The following is a 20,303-nucleotide window of genomic DNA, read 5'->3' as shown; positions in this document are numbered from 1 at the left end:
AGTAACCCATATTCGGGCAATAAACGTATATGGCCCACCTCACATCATCATGCCCCGGGGCCCGGCGCGGGGGTCTACGCTGGCGGGACGCCGGGCCGCACACGGGGAGTGGCCCTGGGGAGGGAGGCGCTTTCCGTGGACGGGGGCACGGTGGGGCTGCGTATCGCGTCAGCGGTGGTCACCCCCCTGCTCAAACGCTTACTGCTGCCCGCGCCGAAAGCGGCGGCCGCCGAGTACGCCGAGCGCCCGGTGCCCATCCGGCGCTTTCTGGCCTTCGCCAAGGAGCACCGCACCCTCACCGAGGACGATCTCCACAAGCTCGCCCGTGAGCTGGTCCGCCGTGCCGTCCGGGCCGCGGGGCCGCACGACCCGCCGGTCAGCCCCGACGAGCACGACGCCGTCGGACAGGCCCTGACCCGCACCCTGCACGCGCTCGGCGACCTCGACATCGACGACGTGCACGCCTTCGCACTCGGTCCCGAGCGGCTCGCCGCACAGCTGGCCAGGAGCGCGGGACCCGCCACCCGCCGCCTCCTCAGCGACGACGCGGCCGCCTTCCACGACCGGCTCCTGGAGACGGCCTGTGTGCACCTGGTGCGGTTCTTCAGCCAGCAGCCGGGGTTCGCGGCCCGCGCACAGATCGAGCAGAGCCGTGAACTGCGCGAGCAGAGCGAGAAGCTGGCGCTGATCCTGCAGCGCCTGCCGGACGTCACACGGCAGGACGCCGAGTTCGAGCGGGAGTACGCGCGCTACATCATCGAGAGCCACAGCCGTCTCACCATCTACGGCGTCGACCTGCGCGAGCCCGACGGCCAGGACTGGCCCCTCGAATCCGCGTACCTGAGCCTGGAGGCCATGCCCTACCGCGGCGCCGCCGAGCCGGTCCCGGTCATGGGCGGCGTCCCGGGCGCCGACCGCGACGCCGACCCCGAGGCCGCCGCCGTCCCCGTCGAGGCGACACTCGCCGGGCATGAGCGCGTCCTGCTGCGCGGTGTCGCCGGCACCGGCAAGACCACCCTGGTCCAGTGGCTCGCCCTCACCACGGCCCGCCAGGACGGGGTGCCCGCCGATCTGTCGCAGCTCGTCGGCCGCGTACCCTTCGTGCTCCCGCTGCGCACCCTGGCCCGCAAGGACGCCGAACTGCCCATGCCCGAGGACTTCCTGCGCTGGATCGGCTGCCCCCTCGTGGGCACCGAGCCGGACGGCTGGGCGGCCCGGGTGCTGCGGCACGGGCGCGCGGTGATGCTGGTCGACGGCGCGGACGAGATCCCCAAGGACGACCGGACGCGCACCAGAGCCTGGCTCAAGAAACTCCTCGCCGTCTTCCCCGGCAATCTGTGGCTGGTCACCGCCCGCCCCTCCGCGCTCGACCGGAGCTGGCTGCGCCGCGAGGGCTTCCGTGAATTCGCGCTCTCCCCGCTGCGCCCCGCCGATATGAAGCTGTTCGTCCGGCGCTGGCACACCGCGGCGGGCGCCGCCCAGGAGCTGGGCGAGACGCTGACCCGCTCGCTGCGCAGCAACCCCGAGTTGAGCCGTCTGGCCACCAACCCGCTGATGTGCGGCCTGATCTGCGCCCTGCACCGCGAGCGCCGCGGCTTTCTGCCCCAGGGCCGCGCTTCGCTGTACGAGGCCGCGCTCTCCATGCTCCTGGAGCGCCGCGACCTCGAACGGGAGGTCTACGGCCGCACCCGCGCCCCGGATCTCGACCAGAAGTCGGCGACGGAACCGCTGCAGCGGCTCGCGTACTGGCTGATCCGCAACGAGCGCACCCAGCTGGACTGGCCGGACGCGGTGGACGTGGTGCGCCGGCTCCAGCCGGCCGTGCCCCGGCTCGCGCAGATCGGCACGGCGGAAGAAGCACTTCAAGTGCTCCTCGAACGCTCCGGTCTGCTGCGCGAGCCCCGCGCGGGCGCCGTGAACTTCATCCACCGCACATTCCAGGACTTCCTCGGCGCCCGGGCCGTGCTCGAAGAGCGGGATCTGGGCATGCTGGTGAACAACGCACACTTGGACCAGTGGGAGGACGTGGTTCAGATGGCCGTTGCTCAAGCCCGCCACCAGGAACGCGTCGACCTCCTGACCCGGCTGCGCGAGCGCGGCGACCGCGAGAAGGACGCCGCCGTCCAGGCCCGCCTCCGCCTCCTCGCCCTCGCCTCCCTCGAACAGGCCACCCGCCTCGACCCCGCCGTCCGCGAGGCCATCGAGAGCCAGGCCGCCCGGATGCTGCCGCCGCGCAGCCTGCGTGAGGCCCGCTCCCTGGCCCAGACGGGGCCGCTGCTGCTCAAGCTGCTGCCGGACGCCAAGGATCTGGAGGGCGACGAGGAACTGGCCACCGTGCACGCGATATGCCAGATCGGCGGGGACGCGGCGATCCCCCGTCTGCGCGAGTTCCTGCGCACCGGCCAGTCCGCCGTACGCGCCCAACTCCTCGACCACTGGGACCGGTTCGACACCGACACCTACGCCGAGGAGATCGTCCGCCCGCTTCTCGACACCTCCCCCGACGAGCTGGTCACGGTGCGCTCCCGCGCCGAGCTGGACGCCCTGCGCACCATGCCGGGCTGCCAACGCGTCGGCTTCAACGGCGATTTCACGCCCGAGGAGATTCGCGGCGCCCTCGATCCCGGACGCCTTCGCGAGCTGGTCCTGCGGGGCAATCTGCAGCTGGAAGACCTCTCGCTGCTCCTGGACCACCCCGGCCTGGAGTCGCTGGTCCTGCAGGGCTGCCGCAACGTCAGGGACCCCGACCCCCTGACCCGGCTGCCCCACCTCCGCCGGCTCGCCCTCAAGGACCTCCCCCAGTTCGAGCCGCTGCAGACGCTGGCCGGCTGCGACCGCCTCGAAGCGCTCATGGTCGGCCAGGAAGTGCCCTACCGCGGACTCGCGGACCTGCCGCGCCCCGAGCGGCTCCGGGTGCTCTCGCTGCCGCCCACGGCCACCCGGCTCGACGGTATCGCCGCCTTCCGGACCCTGGAGGAGCTGCGCCTGCAGGACGCCAGCGAGCGGCTGACACCCGACGAGTGGGGCTCGTCCCTGGCCGCGCTGCCGGAACTGCGCAGACTCACCCTGTCCCCCTCGCAGTTGAGCATGCTGCTGTTCGCGCCCCGCACCCAGATCCCGCAGGTCACCCATCTCAATGTCCGGGCGGCACCCGGGGCGCCGGTCCCGCTGCGCCGGATCGCCCTGCGCCTGCCGGGACTTGAGGAGATCCACCTCTCGCAGGTCGCCGAGCTCGACCTCGCCTCGCTCGCCGGACTGCGCCGCCTGCGCCGGGTGCGGCTCGCCTACCCCGGCGAGATCCGCGGCGCGGAGGCCCTCACGGACAGCGTGGAACTCGAGATTTATCCGCACCCCTGAGCCCCCCGTGCGCCCTTGTCCCCGGGGCGCCGCTCCGGTCGGATCGAGGCACCGCTCCGGCGGATACACCAGGTAACAACAGGAGCACACAGTGCCGCATTCTGCTGGCACGTGCCGCGCGCGAACGGTAAGTTCTATGGCTCCAGGCGTAGTTGGTACGGACGTCAGCGGCTGACGTCACGGGGGAGCGGTACCGCCTGTCTCCGAGTCGTTGTCGCCGCAAAGGACACGGACGACACGGAGGCGGAACGCAGCCTGATGGGCACCACGGAAGGGCCATCGCTGTACGGCAGGGACCCGCTCCTGCGCGCGCTCGTCCCCCGGCTCACGGGCCTGGCCCACGACGAGCGGTCCCGCACCACCCGCGAGCACCAGGGCGATCCGCCCGTGGTCCTGGTCACCGGCCGGCACGGCATGGGGCGCAGCGCCGTACTCGCCGAGCTCGCCGCCCACTACCGCGGCCGCCTTCCGCTCGCCCATATCCGGGCCGTGCCGCCGACCGCCGAGCCCGTGCCGTCCGCGCCCTCGGGCCCCGGTGTGCCCGCGGTCGCCGCCGATACCGTGGAGCTCCTGGCCGAGCTGGTCTGCGCCCTCGCCCCCGATCTGCGGCGCCGCTTCCCCGTACTGCTGCCGGGGCTCTTCGCCGTGGCCGGCTGGCGGTACGACAACGACGAGGAGCGGGACGCGCGGTTCCTGCTCCTCGCCCGGGCCCTGATCGCCTGCCATCTGGAGCGCGGGCCCGTGGACCCGCTGCGGCACGCCTGGGCCGCAGCCGTCGAGGGCCGTCTGGACGAGCTCGACCACGCCGAGCGGCAGGACGGCATCACCGCGGCCGTGATCGCCGAGTACGCCGAGCGCCATCAGCTCGGCGAGGCACCCGCCTGGTACCGCGGCCGCATTCCGCACAGCGGCGACTCCGGGAGTCCGCTGCTGCGCCTCGGCGAGTGGTTCCAGCTGGGCGGCGACTACCGCCACGCGGCCGAACAGGCCCTGACCGCCGCCCTGTTGCACGACATCGCCGCCGCCTACGGCCGGCTGCAGCGCTGGAACCGTGAACCCTGGCCGCTGATCCTGCTCGACGACGCGCACACCGAGACCGGCGAGGGCTTCCTCGAGCTGCTCCTGGAGCAGCGCGCACGGCCCGACCGCCCGCACCGCGAGGAGACCGTGGTCGTCGCCACCCGCCTCGGCGAGCTGCCCGACGCGGCCGCCGACGCGGTCCGCCGCGACCTCGCGGACCTGGTGAAGTCCTCCGGCTGGCGACGCACGGGCCCGACGCCGTACGCCGGCCTCCTCGCCGTCCCGCTCACCCCGCTCAGCCGTGACGACGTGCTGCCGCTGCTCGCGGTCGCCCGCTCCGCGCGGCCCCTGCACCCCTATCTGGCCTCCGCCGTGCACTCGTTGACAGGTGGGCACCCGGCGGCGACGACGATGCTGTGCGCCGCGGTCCTGCACACCGCGAAGAAGGGCACCGAGGTCACCCCGCGTACCCTCCTGGAGCTGACCACGAAGGACGGCAGGCCGGTCACCGAAGCGCTCCTGGAGCGGCTGCTTCCCGACCGCCGTCAGCGCGACCGGCTGACCCTGCTCTCGCTGGCCCGAGACAACGCGGCCGCCTCGGCCCTCGCCGCCCATCTGCGCCTTGAGGGCCCCGAGCAGCTGCCCGCCAACGCCGTCACCGAGTACCTGGAGAGCCAGCAGTGGCAGCAACTCACCCTGCCCGACCGCCCGTTGGTGTCGGACACGCTGCTGCAGACCCTCCTGGTGCACGAGGCGCGGCGGCGCTCGGCGGGCGCGGATGACCGGCGCGGCTGGCAGGAGGTGCACCGCTTCCTGCGGATGCACCACGCACAGCGCGGCGCGGACGGCGAGGCGGACGCGCTGCGCCACACTCTCGCCGCCGGGGAGGCGGACACCGTGGTGGCCGCCCTGGCCGAGGAGTTCCAGTCCGAGCAGGACGAACAGGGCGCCGCACACTGGCTGTTCTGTCTGCAGTACGCCGCGACGGCACCGACTCCCCCGGCCCGTGACTGGGCCGACGAGCGGATGGCCCTGGCGCTCGGCGCGCACGACGGCCGCTTCGCCGACCTGCACGAGACGGAGCGCTGCGTCAACCGGCTGCTGCACGCCCTGTGGTACCTGTCCGAGCCGCACACCGAGCCGGACACCGACCTGTGCAAGGCCGTCGGCGAGGAGCTGGCGTATCTCTCGCCGCGCCACCCGTCCTGGCACGCCGTACTGAGTCAGGCCGCCCGCAGCTGGCCCACCGCGGCCCGCAAGAGGCAGCCCTTTCCGATCCCCAGGCAGTGAGCCTTCTCCTCCCAGACAGTGAGGCAGCATGCTGTTCCGTCGTCATCCCCGTGAATGGGGGCCGGTCGAATGGGTGGCCGTGGGCGGGCTCGCCGCGGTGCTCGCCGCCGTGGCCGCCGTACTCGCCCTGACCCTGCCGGGGCCCGGCCGGTGCGGTGCGGATCTGCACGAGGTCGACGGGGACTGCGTGGGCGTCACCGAGCACGCCTTCGCCGCCGACCCGGCCCTGGACAGCCTCATCAAGGCCGTCGCGGACGAGAACGCCCGCGTCAAGAACCGGGCGGAGAAGCGGAACGGCGAGGCACGCGTCCCGTATGTACGGATCGCCCTGATGATGCCGTTCACCTCGGACGGCTCCAGCGCCATGACCAAGGACATGATCCGCCGCGCCCTGGCCGGCGCCCTGGCCGCGCAGCTGGAGGCCAACAGCGGCTACGGACCGTACTACCAGCTCCTGTTCGCGCCCGACGGCCGCCATATGCTCCAGTGGGAGCCGGTGGTCGACCGCCTGGCCGAGCTCGCCGACGACAACCGCACCCCGCTGGTCGGCGTCACCGGCATCCCGAGCAGCACCGACGCCTCCCGCAAGACGATCGCGGCGCTCAGCCAACACAGCATCCCCACCGTGGGCCCGGTGATCACCGCGGCCAATATGAACGCGCCGTACTTCTTCAAGACCTCACCGAACAACGACGAGTTCGTGAGCGCGCTCGAGCGCTATCTCCAGGAGCGGCCCGGGGACGAGAAGGGCTTCCTGGTGTGGGACAACCGCCAGGAGGACGTGTACTCGCGCAACCTCAAGGAGATCTACGAGCGGCACTTCGGCGTCGTCTACTCCCTCGACCACCACAACTCCAACTTCACCGGCTCCTCCGGCGCCGACAAGGGCATCCCCAACCGCTTCACCGACGCCGTACAGAAGATCTGCAACGAGAAGTCCGACACCGTCTTCTTCGCGGGCCGCGACCAGGACCTGCCGAGTTTCATCAAACGCCTGGCCCAGGAAGGCGACTGCGGCCGCGAGTCGCGCCTGCGCATCCTCAAGGTCGGCATCGGCCTGGAGCCGACCCTCAGCGCCGCCGAGCCCACCCGCTGGCTGGAGGAGGCACACGCCTCGATCGTCGACGCGTCGTCCGTCGACCCGGCCTGGCGCCAGGGCGAGCACAACCCGCCCGAGGCCTACGAGCGCTTCCTCACCCGCTTCCAACAGCTGCAGAAGAAGCACGAGTTGAACGGCACGGCCCTCGACGACGGCTACGCGGTCATGTACTACGACGCGTTCACACTGCTCGCCGACGCCGTCGACCGCACCTACAGCGAGCTCAACGAGGGCGGCGAGGGCGGCGACGCCACCACCCCGGCCCGCAAGATCCCGACCAAGCACGATCTCTACAACACCCTGATCTTCCCCACCATCTCCGCGGGCGGCTGCACCAACAACTGCCTGCGGGGCGCGGCCGGCACCTACGGCTTCGAAGGTCCGGGCCGCAACGACCAGTGGGCGGTGTGCAAACCGGTGCCCGTAGTCGAGCACCCCCCGGTCAAGCTCAAGAAGGGCGAGAAGCCACTGCCCCTGTACCGCACGTTCCGGGGTGACGAGGCCGGCGCCTGCACACGGTGAGCGCGCCGGTGGCAGCGGGGCGTGGGGCCGGCCGACCGCGAGCATCTCCTCGCCGACTGGACGGGCCTGACCACCGGGGCGGCGAGCCGCGCGATCGCCGCCGGGCGCTCGATCTGCTGGAGCAGGGCCGCGACGTGCCGTGGTCGCACACCCTCGAGGCCCGCTCCGACGGGGAGTCCCTCGCCGAGCGTGACCCGGCTCTGGCCCGCCGGATCAGCGAGATCCGCGCGACGCTCGACGCCCCGGCCGACCGGGCCGTGGACCGGCGGCTTACCCTCGCCCGGGAGTCGCACGAACCCGTCGCCCGGGCCAGGAGGGTCCATGGCCGGCTCAGGCCCGGCGCGACAGCGGGTATCCGGCACGGCCGACCGGCGTGATGGCGGGCGGCCAAGGATCCGGCGCCCCGGCGACCCGGCGCGGCAGGAAGCACCCTGCGGCTCGGCGCCTCCCCGCCTCAGGTCACACCACCGCGCCGGTACCCCTCCCAAAGCCGCCCGCCCACCCCCGCCAGCACCTCGTCGGCCAGCGCGACAAGGCGCTCCGGACGCCCGTCGAGCGCATCCCGCACCACGGCGTCCAGGCGCTCCGAGAACCCCGGCAGGACCTCGTCGGCCCGCCGGGCCAGCCACTTGCCCGCGCCCAGCCACGCCCCCTCGGCGAGCAGCAGCAACTCCCCCGTCCTGCGGGCGATCTCGGTGACGACGTACAGCCGCTCCCCGGGGTGCGTACAGCCCGCGAGGTCATCGAGCAGATCGCTCAGCGCATATCGCCCATCCTCGATTTCCTGGGCCGTCACCGGCGCGGGCCCGGCATCGGTACGCCTTCTGGCCTCCGCCTGAAGCCGGGCACCGGTGCCGTCGCGGTCGACGACCAGGGTCCCGGCCGAGCACATCCACAGCAGGGGCGAGCGTCGCCGGACGGTCTCCCGCTCCACGAACCCCCGCCAGCTGTCCTCGCTGTGCACGAAGAGCTCCACCGGCCAGCCACCGAAACGGCAGCTCTCCCGGTACGGCACCGCGTCGGCGCCGAGCAGCACCACGACGTCCAGATCGGAGAGGGCGGTACGCCGCGCCGTCAGCACACTCCCGCCGAGGAACACCGCCAGGGCCTCGGGATGACGTCCGGCCACCAACTCACGGGCGGCGTCCACCGGTTCCATACAGGCTCCTGGCTTCGGGGCGAGCGGCCTGAACGGGGCGGACGTCGAGGCCGGAAACGCCTCAGGGCCCATCCGGAGATGGGCCCTGAGCTGCGCTGTGCACCGTCGGGACGACAGGATTTGAACCTGCGACCCCTTGACCCCCAGTCAAGTGCGCTACCAAGCTGCGCCACGTCCCGGTGCTCGTTGTGACCTGGGGTTTCCCCCGGCCGAACGCGCACGGAAACAATACCGCACTCAGGCGGGTGGTCGTGAACCCGTTTTCACCCCACCACACAGAGTCACGGCGACCTCGCGAAGAATCAGCGCACCGGAGCTCTTGACCTCAAGTTTGATTGAGGTACGAGGCTGCTGCACATGACGACTACGACGACGCCCACCGCCATCGCCCACGACCACAACTACGACCGCAACTACGACTACGCGGACCTGCCCCGCCTCATGGGCCTGATGACCGGCGACGAGAAGCACGGGCCCGCCGCCACCTCGACGCTCGACGCGCTCTGGGTGCTCTACGACCGGGTGCTGCGGGTCTCCCCCGAGCGCGCCGACGACCCGGGGCGCGACCGGTTCCTGCTCTCGAAGGGGCACGGGCCGATGGCGTACTACGCGGTACTCGCCGCGAAGGGCTTCGTGCCCGTCGACGAGCTTCCGGGCTTCGGCTCGTACGGCTCGCGGCTCGGCCACCACCCGGACCGGGTGCTCGTGCCCGGCGCCGAGATCGGCAGCGGCTCGCTCGGGCACGGACTGCCGCTCGCCGTCGGCAGCGCGCTCGGCCTGCGCGCGCAGGGCCTGGCCGAACCGGCTGTGTGGGTGCTCGTCGGCGACGCCGAACTGGACGAGGGCAGCAACCACGAGGCCATCGCCTTCGCCGGGCCCGCACGCCTGGACCGGCTGCACACCCTGGTGATCGACAACGCCTCCGCCAGCCATGCGCGGCCGGGCGGGATCGCGGCCCGCTTCGAGGCGGCCGGCTGGTCGGCGGTGACCGTCGACGGCCGTGACCACGAGGCGCTCCACGCGGCGTACACCGCGCCGCACCCGGGCCGGCCCCATGTGGTCGTCGCCCGCGTCGAGCCCAAGAACGCGTGAACCGCCGACCTCCGCACAGCGCCCCGTACCGCCCACTCGCAGCACCCGCCACCGATACCCCGAGGACTGATGATCATGGACACCATGCGTGACCGCTTCACCACCACCGTCACCCGTCTCCTCGACGAGGACCCGCGCCTCGCCCTCGTCCTTGCCGAGATCAGCAGGGACCGCCTGGAGGACGCCGAGCACAGGCACCCGGACCGCGTGATCAACGTCGGGATCCGGGAGCAGCTGTTGATCGGCACGGGCGCGGGGCTCGCGCTCGCCGGGCTGCGGCCCATCGTGCACACCTTCGCCAGCTTTCTGGTGGAGCGGCCCTTCGAGCAGATCAAGCTGGACTTCGGGCACCAGGGAGTGGGCGGAGTCCTGGTCAGCGCGGGCGGCTCCTACGACTGGCCCGCCGGCGGCTTCACCCATATGTCACCGGGCGACGTGGCGCTCCTGGACACCCTGGACGGCTGGACCGTGCACGTGCCCGGCCACCCCGACGAGGCCGAGACCCTGATCCGGCACGCGGTCGCGGCGGGCGACAACAAGGTCTACGTACGTCTGTCGCAGCAGTCGAACACGGAGGGACTCGCGGTGGACGGGGCGCGGTTCCTCACCGTGCGCGAGGGCAACGGCGGGGTCGTGATCGCCGTGGGCCCGATGCTGGACGCCGTCCTCGCCGCGGTCGAGGGCCTCGACGTCACGGTCCTGTACGCCTCCACGGTGCGCCCCTTCGACGCCGCCACACTGCGCCGGGCCGCCGCGAAGAGCCCGCACGTGGTGATCGTCGAGCCCTATCTGGAAGGGACGTCGAACGCCGCCGCCGGCGCGGCTCTGCAGTCCGTGCCGCACCGGGTGCTCGGCCTCGGCGTGGCCCGCCGCGAGCTGCGCCGCTACGGAGACATGTCCGAGCACCTGGCCGCCCACGGCCTGGACCCGGCGTCCCTGCGCGAGCGCATCAGCGCGTTCCTGCCGGTACCGGCCTCGGCGTGACAACCGTGCCGGCCGCGGCGTAACAACACAGAATGCGGGGGCGCGCTCCGGCCGGCGGTCCGTCAGCCCGCGGCCGGAAGCCCCAACTCCGGGTGTTCCTCGACGAGTTCGCCCGGGGCGGCCTGGCGCCAGGAGTCGGCCAGGATGTCACGCAGCTCGGCGGCGTCCTCCAGGGCGGCGATGCGCACCCGCACCCAGGCGAACTGCGCCTCGTGGTCGGCGATCCAGAACTTCTCCGGCTCCGCGAGGACCAGTTCGTCCCGCTCCTCCTTGGGGCATCGGACGGCGATGGACGTCTCGTCCTCCGGCAGTGTCGCGAACATCTTTCCCGCCACCCTGAACGTGGGCATCGACCAGGCGATCTTCTCGGTGGTCTGCGGCAGCGCGAGCGCGGCGTCGCGCACATCGTCGGAGGTCAAGGACGTAGCCATGGCACAGACGTTAGGACATGCCGCTGACAACCGGCACGGCAAGGCAAGCCGGAAGCGGCACCGCCCTCACGGACACCCGGCAGACGCCCATGGACACCCGGCAGGCGCCCACCCCGCACGCGGCACCCACGACACCCACCGGCTTCGCCCCCCTCACACGTGCTTGTCGAGCCACACCGTCAGATCCTCCTGGACCTCGTCGCGGTTGGTCTCGTTGAGGATTTCGTGGCGGGCCCCCTCGTATCCCTTCCAGGTCAGATCGGTGATCCCGGCGTAACGGAAGTCCTCCAGGAGTTCGTAGACCAGGGTCATCCGCTGGTTGCACGGGTCCTCGGTGCCGACGGCCACATGGATGGGCAGGTCGGCGGGGATACGGGCGATATTGCGGGGGTCGTTGATCTTGCGGGAGTTGCGCACCCAGTCGAGGGCGAGCCCGGCCGAGAAGGGAAAGCCGCAGCGCTCGTCGGCGACATACGCGTCCACCTCGGCCTCGTCGCGCGAGAGCCACTCGAATCCGGTGCGGTGCTGATACGGGTCGTTGAACGAGGCGAACAGCTCGGGGATGTAGCCGGACAGGGCGGTACGGCCGCCTTCGGCGATCTCTCGCTCCAGGCGGGCCGCGGAGCCGTCGAGTTCGGCGCCCGGCAGGGAACGGAAGGTGCCCGAGAGGATCAGGCCCGCGAGGTCGTCGGCGTACTCCTGGGCGTAGTCGCGGGCCAGGAGCGAGCCCATGCTGTGGCCGAGAAGGACCAGCGGGATACCGGGGTGCAGGGCGCGCACCTGGTCGCCGATGGCCTTGAGGTCGTCGACGATGGCCCGCCAGGAGTCCTCGATGTCGGCGCCGGTGACGCCGTAGCCGCCGGTGGCCTTGGCGGTGGCGCCGTGACCGCGGTGGTCGGAGGCGATCACGCCATAGCCGTGGCCCGTCAGATGGCGGGCGAACCGGTCGTAGCGCAGGCCGTGTTCGGCGGCGCCGTGCGCGATCTGCACCCAGGCGCGCGGACGGCCGCCGTCGGGCTGCCAGGTATAGGTGACGCTCTGCACGCCGTCGCGGGCGGTGGCCGTTCCCACGGTGTACGTCATCGAGTACGACTCCTCGGCTCGTGCGGTGATCGTGTCCTCGCACGACCCTCCCCCGACGGCGGCCCGTCATGCCAGGGGTCTGCGGCAACTCACGGCGGCGAGCCGGTCGCCCCGCGCGGCTCGCCGCCTTTCCGCGCGGCTCGCCGCCTTCCCGCGCGGCTCCGCCCCCTCCCGCACGGCTCAGCACCCCTGCCGCGCGACTCGGCGCCCCTCCCGCACCGCTCACTGACCCCTCGTACGACCCATTGACCCCCCGGAAGCCAGGAACCTACTCTGAACGACGCACTCCAGAAAGCGCTTTCTAACCCCACAGCCGTCCAACGAGCACAGGGAGCGCCCATGAGTCACCCCGCCGGCCGTCCCGCTTGGCACCCCGTCCGAAGATCACTCATCGCCCTTCTCTCCTTATTGGCGCTCGTCCTCGCGCTGGGGGTCACTTCGACTCCGACTCCCGCGCAGGCGGCGCCTTTTCGCGTTCTGGTCTTCTCGAAAGTGACGAACTTCTACCACGACTCGATTCCCGCCGGGATCGACGCGATCAAGAAGCTGGGCAGTGAGCACGGCTTCGAGGTGGAGGCCACCGACGACGCGGGCGCGTTCACCGACGCCAATCTCGCGCGTTTCCAGGCGGTCGTCTTCAACAACACCAACTCCACGCCGGAGAAGGGTGATCTGCTCGACGCGGGTCAGCGCACCGCGCTGCAGAAGTACATCCGCGCGGGCGGCGGCTGGGTCGGGCTGCACGCGGCATCGGCCAGCGAACGCGACTGGCAGTGGTACGAGGGCCTCGTCGGCGCCATCTTCGACAAGCACCCCGCGGTGCAGACCGGCCGGATCAAGGTCCTCGACCAGGCGCACCCCTCCACGAAGGGCCTGCCCGAGCTGTGGGAGCGCAGCGAGGAGTGGTACAACTGGCGCGCCAATCCGACGGGCAAGGTGCACACCCTCGCGCAGATCAAGGTCCGTGACGGTGTCGAGGGCCTGGACGAAGGCGTCGACCACCCGTGGTCCTGGTGCCAGAACTACGACGGCGGCCGCTCCTGGTACACGGCGGGCGGACACGACAAGGCGGCCTTCTCCGAGGAGGCCTTCCTGAAGCATCTGCTCGGCGGTATCCAGTGGGCCGCGGGCAACAAGCCCGGTGACTGCACGGCGACCAAGACCGGCGCCTTCCAGCGCACTCCCCTGGTCACCTCCGATCTCGCGGACCCCTTCGAACTGGCGGTGGCCCCCGACCGCCGGGTCTTCTTCATCCAGCGCACCGGCAAGCTGAAGATCATCGACCAGGAGACCCTGAAGGTCTCCACCGCGCTCGACTTCGCCTACACGCCGGAGATGACGAGCCAGTCCGACGGACTGCTCGGCCTCGCCCTCGATCCCAGGTTCAAGGACAACCACTGGCTTTATCTGCTGCATTCCGACAAGACCGAGAAACGGCTGAACCTGTCGCGGTTCACGGAGAGCGGCGGCAAGGTCGACATGGCGTCCGAGAAACGCCTCCTCACCGTTCCCACCTTCCGCAACGAGGGGCGCGCCAATTCCCATATGGCCGGCTCGATCGCCTTCGACAAGAACGGCGATCTCTATGTGGCCACCGGGGACAACACCGATCCGTTCGCCTCGGACGGCTTCGCGCCGATCGACGAGCGCGAGGGCCGGCGCGCCTGGGACGCCCAGGGCACCTCGGGCAACACCAACGACCTGCGCGGCAAGATTCTGCGTATCACGCCGAAGGACAACGGGAGTTACTCCGTCCCGGCGGGCAATCTCTTCGCGCCCGGCACCGAGAAGACCCGTCCCGAGATCTATGCGATGGGGATGCGCAATCCCTTCCGTATCACCACCGACCCGCTCAGCGGCGCCCTGCTCGTCGCGGACTACGGGCCCGACGCGCGAGCCGCGAAGCCGGACCGCGGCCCCGAGGGCACCGTCGAGTACAACCGCATCACCAAGGCGGGCAATTACGGCTGGCCGTACTGCGTCGGCGACAACACACCGTTCAACGACTACGACTTCGCGACCAAGACCTCGGGCGCGAAATTCAACTGCGGCGCCCTGGTGAACGACTCCCCCAACAACACCGGGCTGCGGGAACTGCCGCCCGCGCAGAAGGCCCTGGTCTGGTACGCGTATTCCGCCTCGGCGCAGTTCCCCGAGCTCGGCACCGGGGGCGGCGGCCCGATGAGCGGCCCGGTGTACGACTACGACGCCGCGAACACCTACCGCACCAAATTCCCCGAGGCGTTCGAGGGCAAGTGGCTCAACTACGAGCTGACCCGGACGTACTTCAAGTCCTTCTCGATCCAGCAGAAGGACCAGAGCTTCAGCGATCCCCGTTTCCCGCCCGCCAAGGCCGGAGATCTGCACTCCATCAACCCGGTCTTCGACGACATGAAGTGGAACCAGCCCTTCGACGCGGACTTCGGGCCCGACGGTGCCCTGTACGTGATCGATTTCGGGCTCGGCAGCGGCACCGGGCGCGGCGGCAGCAACGAGGGCGCGGGCATCTACCGCATCGACCACGTCGGCGACGACCGGCTGCCCGACGCCCGGATCACCGCGACCCCGGACAACGGCACCGCCCCGCTCACCGTGAAGTTCTCCAGCGCGGGCTCGGGACTGCCCGACGGTACCCCGGTCAGCTACGCCTGGGACCTGGACGGCGACGGCACCACCGACTCGACCGAGCCGAACCCGACGTACACCTACAAGGAGAAGGGGCAGTTCAGCGCCCGCCTCAAGGTGACCGCGCCCAAGGAGCTGACCGGGCTCGCCGTACACGAGGTCACCGTCGGCAACACCAGACCCCAGGTGACGGTCCAAACTCCCGTGAACGGCGGCATGTTCGCGTTCGGGGACACCATTCCCTTCGAGGTGAAGGTGACGGACCCGGAGGACGGCACCATCGACTGCGGCCGGGTCGTGGTGCAGTCCCAGCTCGGCCATGACTCCCATCTGCATCCGCTGGACAACTACACCGGCTGCGCGGGCGAGATCGTCACGGACGCCGGTGACAGCCACGGGCCGGGGCAGAACCTGTACTACGGCATCAGCGCGCAGTACGAGGACAAGGGCGGCCCCGGCGGAGTGCCGGCCCTGACCGGTTCCGCCTCGCTCACGCTGCGCACCACCTTCCGTGAGGCCGAGCACTTCACCACGACCGGCGGCGCCCACGGCGGCGCGGAGGTGGTCAGCCGCACGGACGCCTCGGGCGGCAAACGCCTCGGCGAGATCGAGCACGGCGACTGGATCGCCTTCTCACCCGCGCACCTCAAGGGCATCGAGTCCGTGACGGTCGGCGCGGGCTCGGGCGGGCTCGGCGGCGACATCGAGTTCCGGGCCGGCTCGCCCACCGGCGAACTGCTCGGCAAGGTGTCCGTGGCGAACACCGGCGGCTACGGCAATCTCGTCTCGCCGACGACCGCGCTAAGGGACCCGGGCAAGAGCGTCAAGGTGTACGCCGTGTTCACCAACTCCCAGTGGGCGGACGGCAAACCCGATCTGCTCGCCCTGGACTGGCTGCACTTCAACGGCCACGGCGTGGAGAAGACCCCGGCCTCCCAGGTGACGGTCGCGGCCGCGCCTGCGGACGGAACGGCGCCGCTCGCGGTCAGGCTCAGCAGCACCGTCAAACTCCTGCCGGGGCGTCAGGCCGCCTCGTACCACTGGGACTTCGGTGACAACGCCAAGCCCGCGGGCGAGGAGGGCGCCACCGCCCAGCACACCTACGCCCGCAAGGGCGCCTACACCGCGCATCTGACCGTCACCGACGACAAGGGCGACACCACGACGGGCGCGGTCCGGATCACGGTGAAGTGAGGGAGGCTCCCATGCGGTTCACATCCAGCGCATCCGCTCCATCCACCAGACGGGCGTTCCTCGGTGCGTCCGTGGGGCTCGCGGCCGCGCTTGCCGCAGCACCGTCCACGGCCAGGGCCGCCGACGCGCAGTCTCTGCGGCGCATTCCGCGCGGCGGCATCGGCATGCACCTGTACACGATGCGCACCCCGCTGGCGGCCGACTTCCACGGCACCCTGGAACGGCTCGCGCGGATCGGCTACGCCACGGTCGGCGTCAGCGGACGGCACGGACACAGCGCCGCCGCCATCCGCGGCATGCTCGACGCGACGGGACTGCGGGCGGTCCTTGAGCACGTCGCGTACGACACCCTGCGGGGCCCGGGCCTCCCCCAGGCCCTGGCGGACCTGCACACCCTCGGCGCCAAGTGGCCGGTGGTGCCGAGCCTGCCGGGCGCGCTGCACACTCCGGCCGGATTCCGGGAAGCGGCAAGGGAGTTCAACCGGATCGGGCAGGCCTCGCGCGAGGCCGGGCTCGGGCGGCTCCTCTTCCACAACCACGGCGACGACCATGCCGCCGTGGACGGCGAGGTGCTCTACGACATCCTGGTCGACGAGACCGACCCCGAGCTCGTCGGCTTCGAACTGGACGTCTACTGGGCGGCCAAGGGCGGCGCGGACCCGGCCCGCTACTTCGTGCGCCATCCGCACCGCTTCCCGGCGCTCCACGTCAAGGACATGGCCCCGGACGGCTCCTTCGCGGACGTCGGCTCCGGTGTCCTGGACTTCGCCGCGATGTTCCGGCCCGCGCATGTGGGCGGGGTCAGACAGTGGCTCGTGGAACACGACTCCCCGGCCGACCCGTTCGCCACGGCCCGCAACAGCTACGGGTACTTGGCGGCACTGCGGTACTGATCGCTCCCGTACGGAGCAGTGCCGGCGCGGCATTGGAGCGGTACTGAAAGGCAGGCGCCCCGGGACGGTGTTCCGGGGCGCCCTGCCGCGCCCACCGGCCATGCGTCGCGCATCGTGGTTTCGGGGAGGGCCGAAACTTGTCGCGGCCCGGTCACCGGGCAGGCATCGTCCCCTGCGGCAGACCGTGAAGCGGAGGGGGCCTCATGGCCATCAAGAAGACACTGGCGCGAGCCTCGGCGGTCGCACTCCTGGCGACCGGGGCACTCGTGGCGGGAACATGCGCCGCGGCGGCGGACGAGGGCGCCGGCTCGCCCGGCGGTGCGGGTCTCGCGCCGCCGGGCGAACACGGCGGCAGCCCCGGTGGCGGCCTCGCGCCGATGGGCCACAACGACGGCAGCCCCGATGGCGGCCTCGCGCCGCCGGGCGAGAACGACGGCAGCCCCGGTGGCGGCCTCGCGCCGATGGGCGAGAACGACGGCAGCCCCGGTGGCGGTGGCATCGCTGCGGCCTACGACGACACGATCATCAACGTCGCCGTCGGCACGCTCGCCGACGAGGACGGCATCGCCGACTCGCTCGCGTCCGCCGTCCACAGCGACGGCTACGACGACGACGGCGACGGATACATGGATTAGGTGCCGGACTTGCCATGGCGGTGCACCCTGGAGGCATGAGCGCACCGATAGTCGTCCACCCGACGCAGGGTTCCGGGGGCCGCCGCGTCACGGCACACGGCGTGATCCTCGGCCTCGCCCACCACGACGATGACCTCCTCGAGTTCCTGCGCCGCGCCGGTATCCCCGACGCCGAGCAGCTTCTCGACGACCCGGCGTGGGTGCAGTGGCGCGGGGGCCCGGCGCACGAGTACGAGGCGGCGTAGGGGGCGGCACCCGCGTTCCTGCTACAGGCGCTTGAAGAACAGCGTCGTGGGGTGCAACACGCCCTGCGGGTCCGCCGCGTAGTCGGGGATCGAGCCCGCCTCCGTCCAGCCCGCCGCCCGGTAGAAGCCCTCTGCCCGGCTGCCGGTCTCGGTGTCCAGGACCAGGAGCGTGACGCCGCGCGCCGCCGCCGCGCTCTCCGCAGCGGTCAGCAGGGTGCGGCCGAGGCCAAGGCCGCGTGCCGAGCTGTGCACCATCAGCTTGACGATCTCGGCGCGATGGCGGCCGTTGGGCTTGTCGACGAGGGCGACGCTCACGGTTCCCGCGACCCGGTCCTCGTGCCGCACGGCCAGGACGAGCAACATTCCCGTGTCCACGTCGTCGGCGCGCTCACGCCACCACGATCCTGCCTCCGCGCGCGGCAGCGGCGCCAGGAAACCAAGGGAGTTGCCGCCCTGCACCGTGTCGACCAGAAGGTCCGCGAACTCGCCTTCCAGAGTGCGCAGTTCGGAGCCGCTCAGACAGCGAACCGCCGTCGGACCCGGCCGGTCGAGCTCGCTGGCGACCTCTGTACTCATGGCACCCACCCTCGCCTTCGCCACAGTCCGGACCGTTGAACCGTGGACCGGACGATCTTAAGCAGGGCGTGTTTCGGATGCGTTTCCCGTCCCGGCGGACGCCTCGTGCACACGCGAACGCCTCGTGCACACGCGAACGCCTCGTGCACACGCGAACGCCTCGTGCGCACGCGAATGCCCCGTGCTCGCAGTGGGGCTGAGGCTCAGTCGCCCGCCGCCGCCGTACCGAGCAGCCCCCGGATGTGTGTCGTCGCGTCCCGGAACTCGTCGCGTCCCATGGTCTCGGCGTAGTCACGGCGCGCGGGCAGGCCCACGTCGATGATCTCCGTGATCGTGCCGGGGCGCGGGCTCATCACCACGACGCGGTCGGCGAGATAGACGGCCTCGGCGATGGAGTGCGTGACCAGGAGGATCGTCGTGCCGGTCTCGCGCCAGATGCGGTGCAGTTCGATGTTCATCTGCTCGCGGGTGAGCGCGTCCAGGGCACCGAAGGGCTCGTCCATGAGGAGCACGGGCGGCTGGTGCAGCAGCGCCCGGCACAGGGCGACGCGCTGCTGCATACCTCCGGACAGCTCGTGCGGATAGGCGTCCTCGAAACCCTCGAGACCGGTCATCGCGACCAGTTCGCAGGCACGCGCGCGTGCCTGCTGCGCGGGCATCTTCCGCATCTCCGCCTGGAGAAGGATGTTGCGGCGGGCGGAGCGCCACTCCAGAAGCGCGGCACGCTGGAAGACATAGCCGATGTCGTGGCGCGGCCCGCTCACCCGCTCGCCCTGCAGGCGCACTTCACCCCTGGACGGTGCGAGCAGGCCGGCGACCAGCTTCAGCAGAGTGGACTTGCCGCAGCCCGAGGGGCCGACGATCGCCACGAACTCCCCCATGGCCACATCGACGGAGACCTCGCGCAGCGCGGTGACATCGCGTTTCTTGCTGCGGAAGCGCACATCGACGCCGTCGATCCGCACGGAGGGCGCACCGGCCTCGCGCGGTACCGGACTGTCCTTGCGCACCGTCACGTCGTTCGGCATGGTCAGTCAGCCCTTCACGGCCGCGTCCGAGGCCCAGTAGTCGGCGACCGGCTTGCCGTCCTTGACCATGCCGGCCTGCTTGAACACGTCGATGGTCTGCTGCCAGTCGCCGTCGGTGTTGACGCCGGGCGCCTTGCCCTTGGTCGCGTCGGTGTGCAGCAGGGTCAGGGTCGTCTTGAACTGCTCCGACAGGACGCCCTCGGGCGGGAGTTGGTCCGATGCGCCGTCCATGGCGGCGACGGCGGGCCCGGGTGACTTCTCGGCGGCACTCCAGGACTCGCTGACCGCCTTCGCCATCCGGGCGGCCAGGTCCTTCCTGCCCTGCAGCACCTGCTGCCCGGCGATCAGGCCGTTGGAGTAGAAGTTGAGGCCGTGCTCGGAGAAGCGCAGATACGCGACGTCCTTCTTGGCCTTGTTCTGCATGATCGGGCCCTGGTCGCTGGCGTAGCCGAGGAGTCCGTCCGTCTTGCCGGAGATCACTGCGGCGATCTTGCCCGCGGGGTCGGTGTTCTGGACCTTGACGTCCGACTCCTTGAGGTCGTTGGCCTTCAGGAACGCCGGGAAGGTACGTGACAGGGCGTCGCCCGTGGTGCCCGCGACGGTCTTGCCCTTGAGGTCGGCGGGCGCCTTGATGTCCTGGTCGGCGAAGAACTGCACGGACGCCGGTGTGGTCTGCAGGAAGACACCGAGGCTCTTGACCTTCACACCCGACTCGACGCCCGCGAGCACCGCCGGGGTGTCCGCCCAGCCGAAGTCGCTCTGCCCTGCACCGGTGGCCTGCACGGTCTTCTGCGAGCCCTGCCCGGCCTGTATCTGCAGGTCGATGCCGTGCTTCTCGAAGATCTTCTGCTGTTTGCCGTAGTAGAAGGGCGCGTGTTCGCCGTACGGATACCAGTTGAGCGTCAGGGTCACCTTGTCGAGTTTCTTGCCGGAGTCACTGGTGCTCGTCGCGGAGTCGTCCCCGCCGCAGGCGGTGGCGGTGGCGGCGACGAGCAGCAGCGGGACGAGGCCGGTCAGGGATCTGCGCGGGGTCATGGGGGGGACGGCCCTTTCACTGGGATCGGTGGCCT

Annotated in this window: 16 protein-coding genes and 1 tRNA gene; 10 read left to right on the top strand and 7 right to left on the bottom strand. The window is 71.1% G+C overall.

From position 1 onward, the window contains the following. The first annotated feature begins 135 nt into the window (after positions 1-135). The 4 genes from ACFQVC_RS05340 (at position 136) to ACFQVC_RS05325 (ending at position 7,665) form a co-directional block, all read left to right on the top strand. Positions 136-3,357 (top strand): NACHT domain-containing protein, encoded by a 3,222-nt coding sequence (locus ACFQVC_RS05340; protein WP_381826920.1) that lies wholly within the window; start codon positions 136-138, stop codon positions 3,355-3,357. A 258-nt stretch (positions 3,358-3,615) separates the two neighbouring features. Next, positions 3,616-5,667, top strand: coding sequence for an ATP-binding protein (locus tag ACFQVC_RS05335; protein WP_381826918.1), 2,052 nt, complete (start codon positions 3,616-3,618; stop codon positions 5,665-5,667). 28 nt (positions 5,668-5,695) lie between these two features. Then, positions 5,696-7,288, top strand: coding sequence for an ABC transporter substrate-binding protein (locus ACFQVC_RS05330; RefSeq protein ID WP_381826916.1), 1,593 nt, complete (start codon positions 5,696-5,698; stop codon positions 7,286-7,288). Positions 7,289-7,422: 134 nt separating this feature from the next. After that, complete coding sequence (locus ACFQVC_RS05325; RefSeq protein WP_381826914.1) at positions 7,423-7,665, top strand: hypothetical protein; 243 nt, start codon at positions 7,423-7,425, stop codon at positions 7,663-7,665. A gap of 77 nt (positions 7,666-7,742) precedes the next feature. Here the strand turns inward: ACFQVC_RS05325 and ACFQVC_RS05320 are convergent, their stop codons facing one another. Further along, entirely contained in the window at positions 7,743-8,447 is a 705-nt protein-coding gene (locus ACFQVC_RS05320) for a nucleotidyltransferase domain-containing protein (protein ID WP_381826912.1), read from the bottom strand. Positions 8,448-8,552: 105 nt separating this feature from the next. Continuing rightward, positions 8,553-8,626 (bottom strand) — tRNA-Pro (locus ACFQVC_RS05315). Positions 8,627-8,804: 178 nt separating this feature from the next. Between ACFQVC_RS05315 and ACFQVC_RS05310 the strand changes: the two genes are divergently transcribed. Both ACFQVC_RS05310 and ACFQVC_RS05305 read left to right on the top strand, forming a co-directional pair. After that, a complete protein-coding gene (locus tag ACFQVC_RS05310) occupies positions 8,805-9,539 on the top strand; it encodes a transketolase (RefSeq protein ID WP_381826910.1) in 735 nt (244 codons plus the stop codon). Positions 9,540-9,614: 75 nt separating this feature from the next. Further along, a complete protein-coding gene (locus tag ACFQVC_RS05305) occupies positions 9,615-10,523 on the top strand; it encodes a transketolase family protein (RefSeq protein ID WP_381826908.1) in 909 nt (302 codons plus the stop codon). A 62-nt stretch (positions 10,524-10,585) separates the two neighbouring features. Here ACFQVC_RS05305 and ACFQVC_RS05300 read toward each other — a convergent pair whose 3' ends face one another. Both ACFQVC_RS05300 and ACFQVC_RS05295 read right to left on the bottom strand, forming a co-directional pair. After that, positions 10,586-10,954: an MmcQ/YjbR family DNA-binding protein gene (locus ACFQVC_RS05300; protein ID WP_381826906.1), complete on the bottom strand. Its 369-nt coding sequence runs from the start codon at positions 10,952-10,954 to the stop codon at positions 10,586-10,588. 153 nt (positions 10,955-11,107) lie between these two features. Then, entirely contained in the window at positions 11,108-12,037 is a 930-nt protein-coding gene (locus tag ACFQVC_RS05295; RefSeq protein ID WP_381826904.1) for an alpha/beta fold hydrolase, read from the bottom strand. 339 nt (positions 12,038-12,376) lie between these two features. On the opposite strand from ACFQVC_RS05295, the gene ACFQVC_RS05290 reads away from it, so the two are divergent. The 4 genes from ACFQVC_RS05290 to ACFQVC_RS05275 all read left to right on the top strand — a co-directional run bounded on the left by ACFQVC_RS05290 (position 12,377) and on the right by ACFQVC_RS05275 (position 17,629). Continuing rightward, positions 12,377-15,856: a ThuA domain-containing protein gene (locus tag ACFQVC_RS05290; RefSeq protein ID WP_381826902.1), complete on the top strand. Its 3,480-nt coding sequence runs from the start codon at positions 12,377-12,379 to the stop codon at positions 15,854-15,856. An 11-nt stretch (positions 15,857-15,867) separates the two neighbouring features. Further along, entirely contained in the window at positions 15,868-16,749 is an 882-nt protein-coding gene (locus ACFQVC_RS05285) for a sugar phosphate isomerase/epimerase family protein (RefSeq protein WP_381826900.1), read from the top strand. A gap of 203 nt (positions 16,750-16,952) precedes the next feature. Continuing rightward, positions 16,953-17,384, top strand: coding sequence for a hypothetical protein (locus tag ACFQVC_RS05280; protein WP_381826899.1), 432 nt, complete (start codon positions 16,953-16,955; stop codon positions 17,382-17,384). Between the two features lie 35 nt (positions 17,385-17,419). Then, the gene (locus ACFQVC_RS05275) at positions 17,420-17,629 is read left to right on the top strand and encodes a hypothetical protein (protein WP_381826897.1); all 210 of its coding nucleotides are present in this window, start codon (positions 17,420-17,422) and stop codon (positions 17,627-17,629) included. Positions 17,630-17,650: 21 nt separating this feature from the next. Here the strand turns inward: ACFQVC_RS05275 and ACFQVC_RS05270 are convergent, their stop codons facing one another. The 3 genes from ACFQVC_RS05270 to ACFQVC_RS05260 form a co-directional block, all read right to left on the bottom strand. After that, a complete protein-coding gene (locus ACFQVC_RS05270; RefSeq protein WP_381826895.1) occupies positions 17,651-18,205 on the bottom strand; it encodes a GNAT family N-acetyltransferase in 555 nt (184 codons plus the stop codon). 203 nt (positions 18,206-18,408) lie between these two features. Next, on the bottom strand, positions 18,409-19,233 hold the full coding sequence (locus tag ACFQVC_RS05265; protein WP_381826893.1) for an ABC transporter ATP-binding protein: 825 nt from the start codon (positions 19,231-19,233) through the stop codon (positions 18,409-18,411). A gap of 6 nt (positions 19,234-19,239) precedes the next feature. Then, on the bottom strand, positions 19,240-20,268 hold the full coding sequence (locus ACFQVC_RS05260) for an ABC transporter substrate-binding protein (protein ID WP_381826891.1): 1,029 nt from the start codon (positions 20,266-20,268) through the stop codon (positions 19,240-19,242). Positions 20,269-20,303 lie beyond the last annotated feature (35 nt).

This window comes from Streptomyces monticola (assembly GCF_042665355.1).
GTDB classification, from domain to species: domain Bacteria; phylum Actinomycetota; class Actinomycetes; order Streptomycetales; family Streptomycetaceae; genus Streptomyces; species Streptomyces monticola.
The sequence above is the reverse complement of the archived record's forward strand: the minus strand, read 5'-3'. Positions and strand labels throughout refer to the sequence as shown.

Bases quoted from the DNA above. Each gene is read 5' to 3' on its own strand.
- ACFQVC_RS05335 (WP_381826918.1), top strand. From the start codon at position 3,616: ATGGGCACCACGGAAGGGCCATCGCTGTACGGCAGGGACCCGCTCCTG.
- ACFQVC_RS05330 (WP_381826916.1), top strand. From the start codon at position 5,696: ATGCTGTTCCGTCGTCATCCCCGTGAATGGGGGCCGGTCGAATGGGTG.
- ACFQVC_RS05320 (WP_381826912.1), bottom strand. From the start codon at position 8,447: ATGGAACCGGTGGACGCCGCCCGTGAGTTGGTGGCCGGACGTCATCCC.
- ACFQVC_RS05310 (WP_381826910.1), top strand. From the start codon at position 8,805: ATGACGACTACGACGACGCCCACCGCCATCGCCCACGACCACAACTAC.
- ACFQVC_RS05305 (WP_381826908.1), top strand. From the start codon at position 9,615: ATGGACACCATGCGTGACCGCTTCACCACCACCGTCACCCGTCTCCTC.
- ACFQVC_RS05300 (WP_381826906.1), bottom strand. From the start codon at position 10,954: ATGGCTACGTCCTTGACCTCCGACGATGTGCGCGACGCCGCGCTCGCG.
- ACFQVC_RS05295 (WP_381826904.1), bottom strand. From the start codon at position 12,037: ATGACGTACACCGTGGGAACGGCCACCGCCCGCGACGGCGTGCAGAGC.
- ACFQVC_RS05290 (WP_381826902.1), top strand. From the start codon at position 12,377: ATGAGTCACCCCGCCGGCCGTCCCGCTTGGCACCCCGTCCGAAGATCA.
- ACFQVC_RS05285 (WP_381826900.1), top strand. From the start codon at position 15,868: ATGCGGTTCACATCCAGCGCATCCGCTCCATCCACCAGACGGGCGTTC.
- ACFQVC_RS05280 (WP_381826899.1), top strand. From the start codon at position 16,953: ATGGCCATCAAGAAGACACTGGCGCGAGCCTCGGCGGTCGCACTCCTG.
- ACFQVC_RS05275 (WP_381826897.1), top strand. From the start codon at position 17,420: ATGAGCGCACCGATAGTCGTCCACCCGACGCAGGGTTCCGGGGGCCGC.
- ACFQVC_RS05270 (WP_381826895.1), bottom strand. From the start codon at position 18,205: ATGAGTACAGAGGTCGCCAGCGAGCTCGACCGGCCGGGTCCGACGGCG.
- ACFQVC_RS05265 (WP_381826893.1), bottom strand. From the start codon at position 19,233: ATGCCGAACGACGTGACGGTGCGCAAGGACAGTCCGGTACCGCGCGAG.
- ACFQVC_RS05260 (WP_381826891.1), bottom strand. From the start codon at position 20,268: ATGACCCCGCGCAGATCCCTGACCGGCCTCGTCCCGCTGCTGCTCGTC.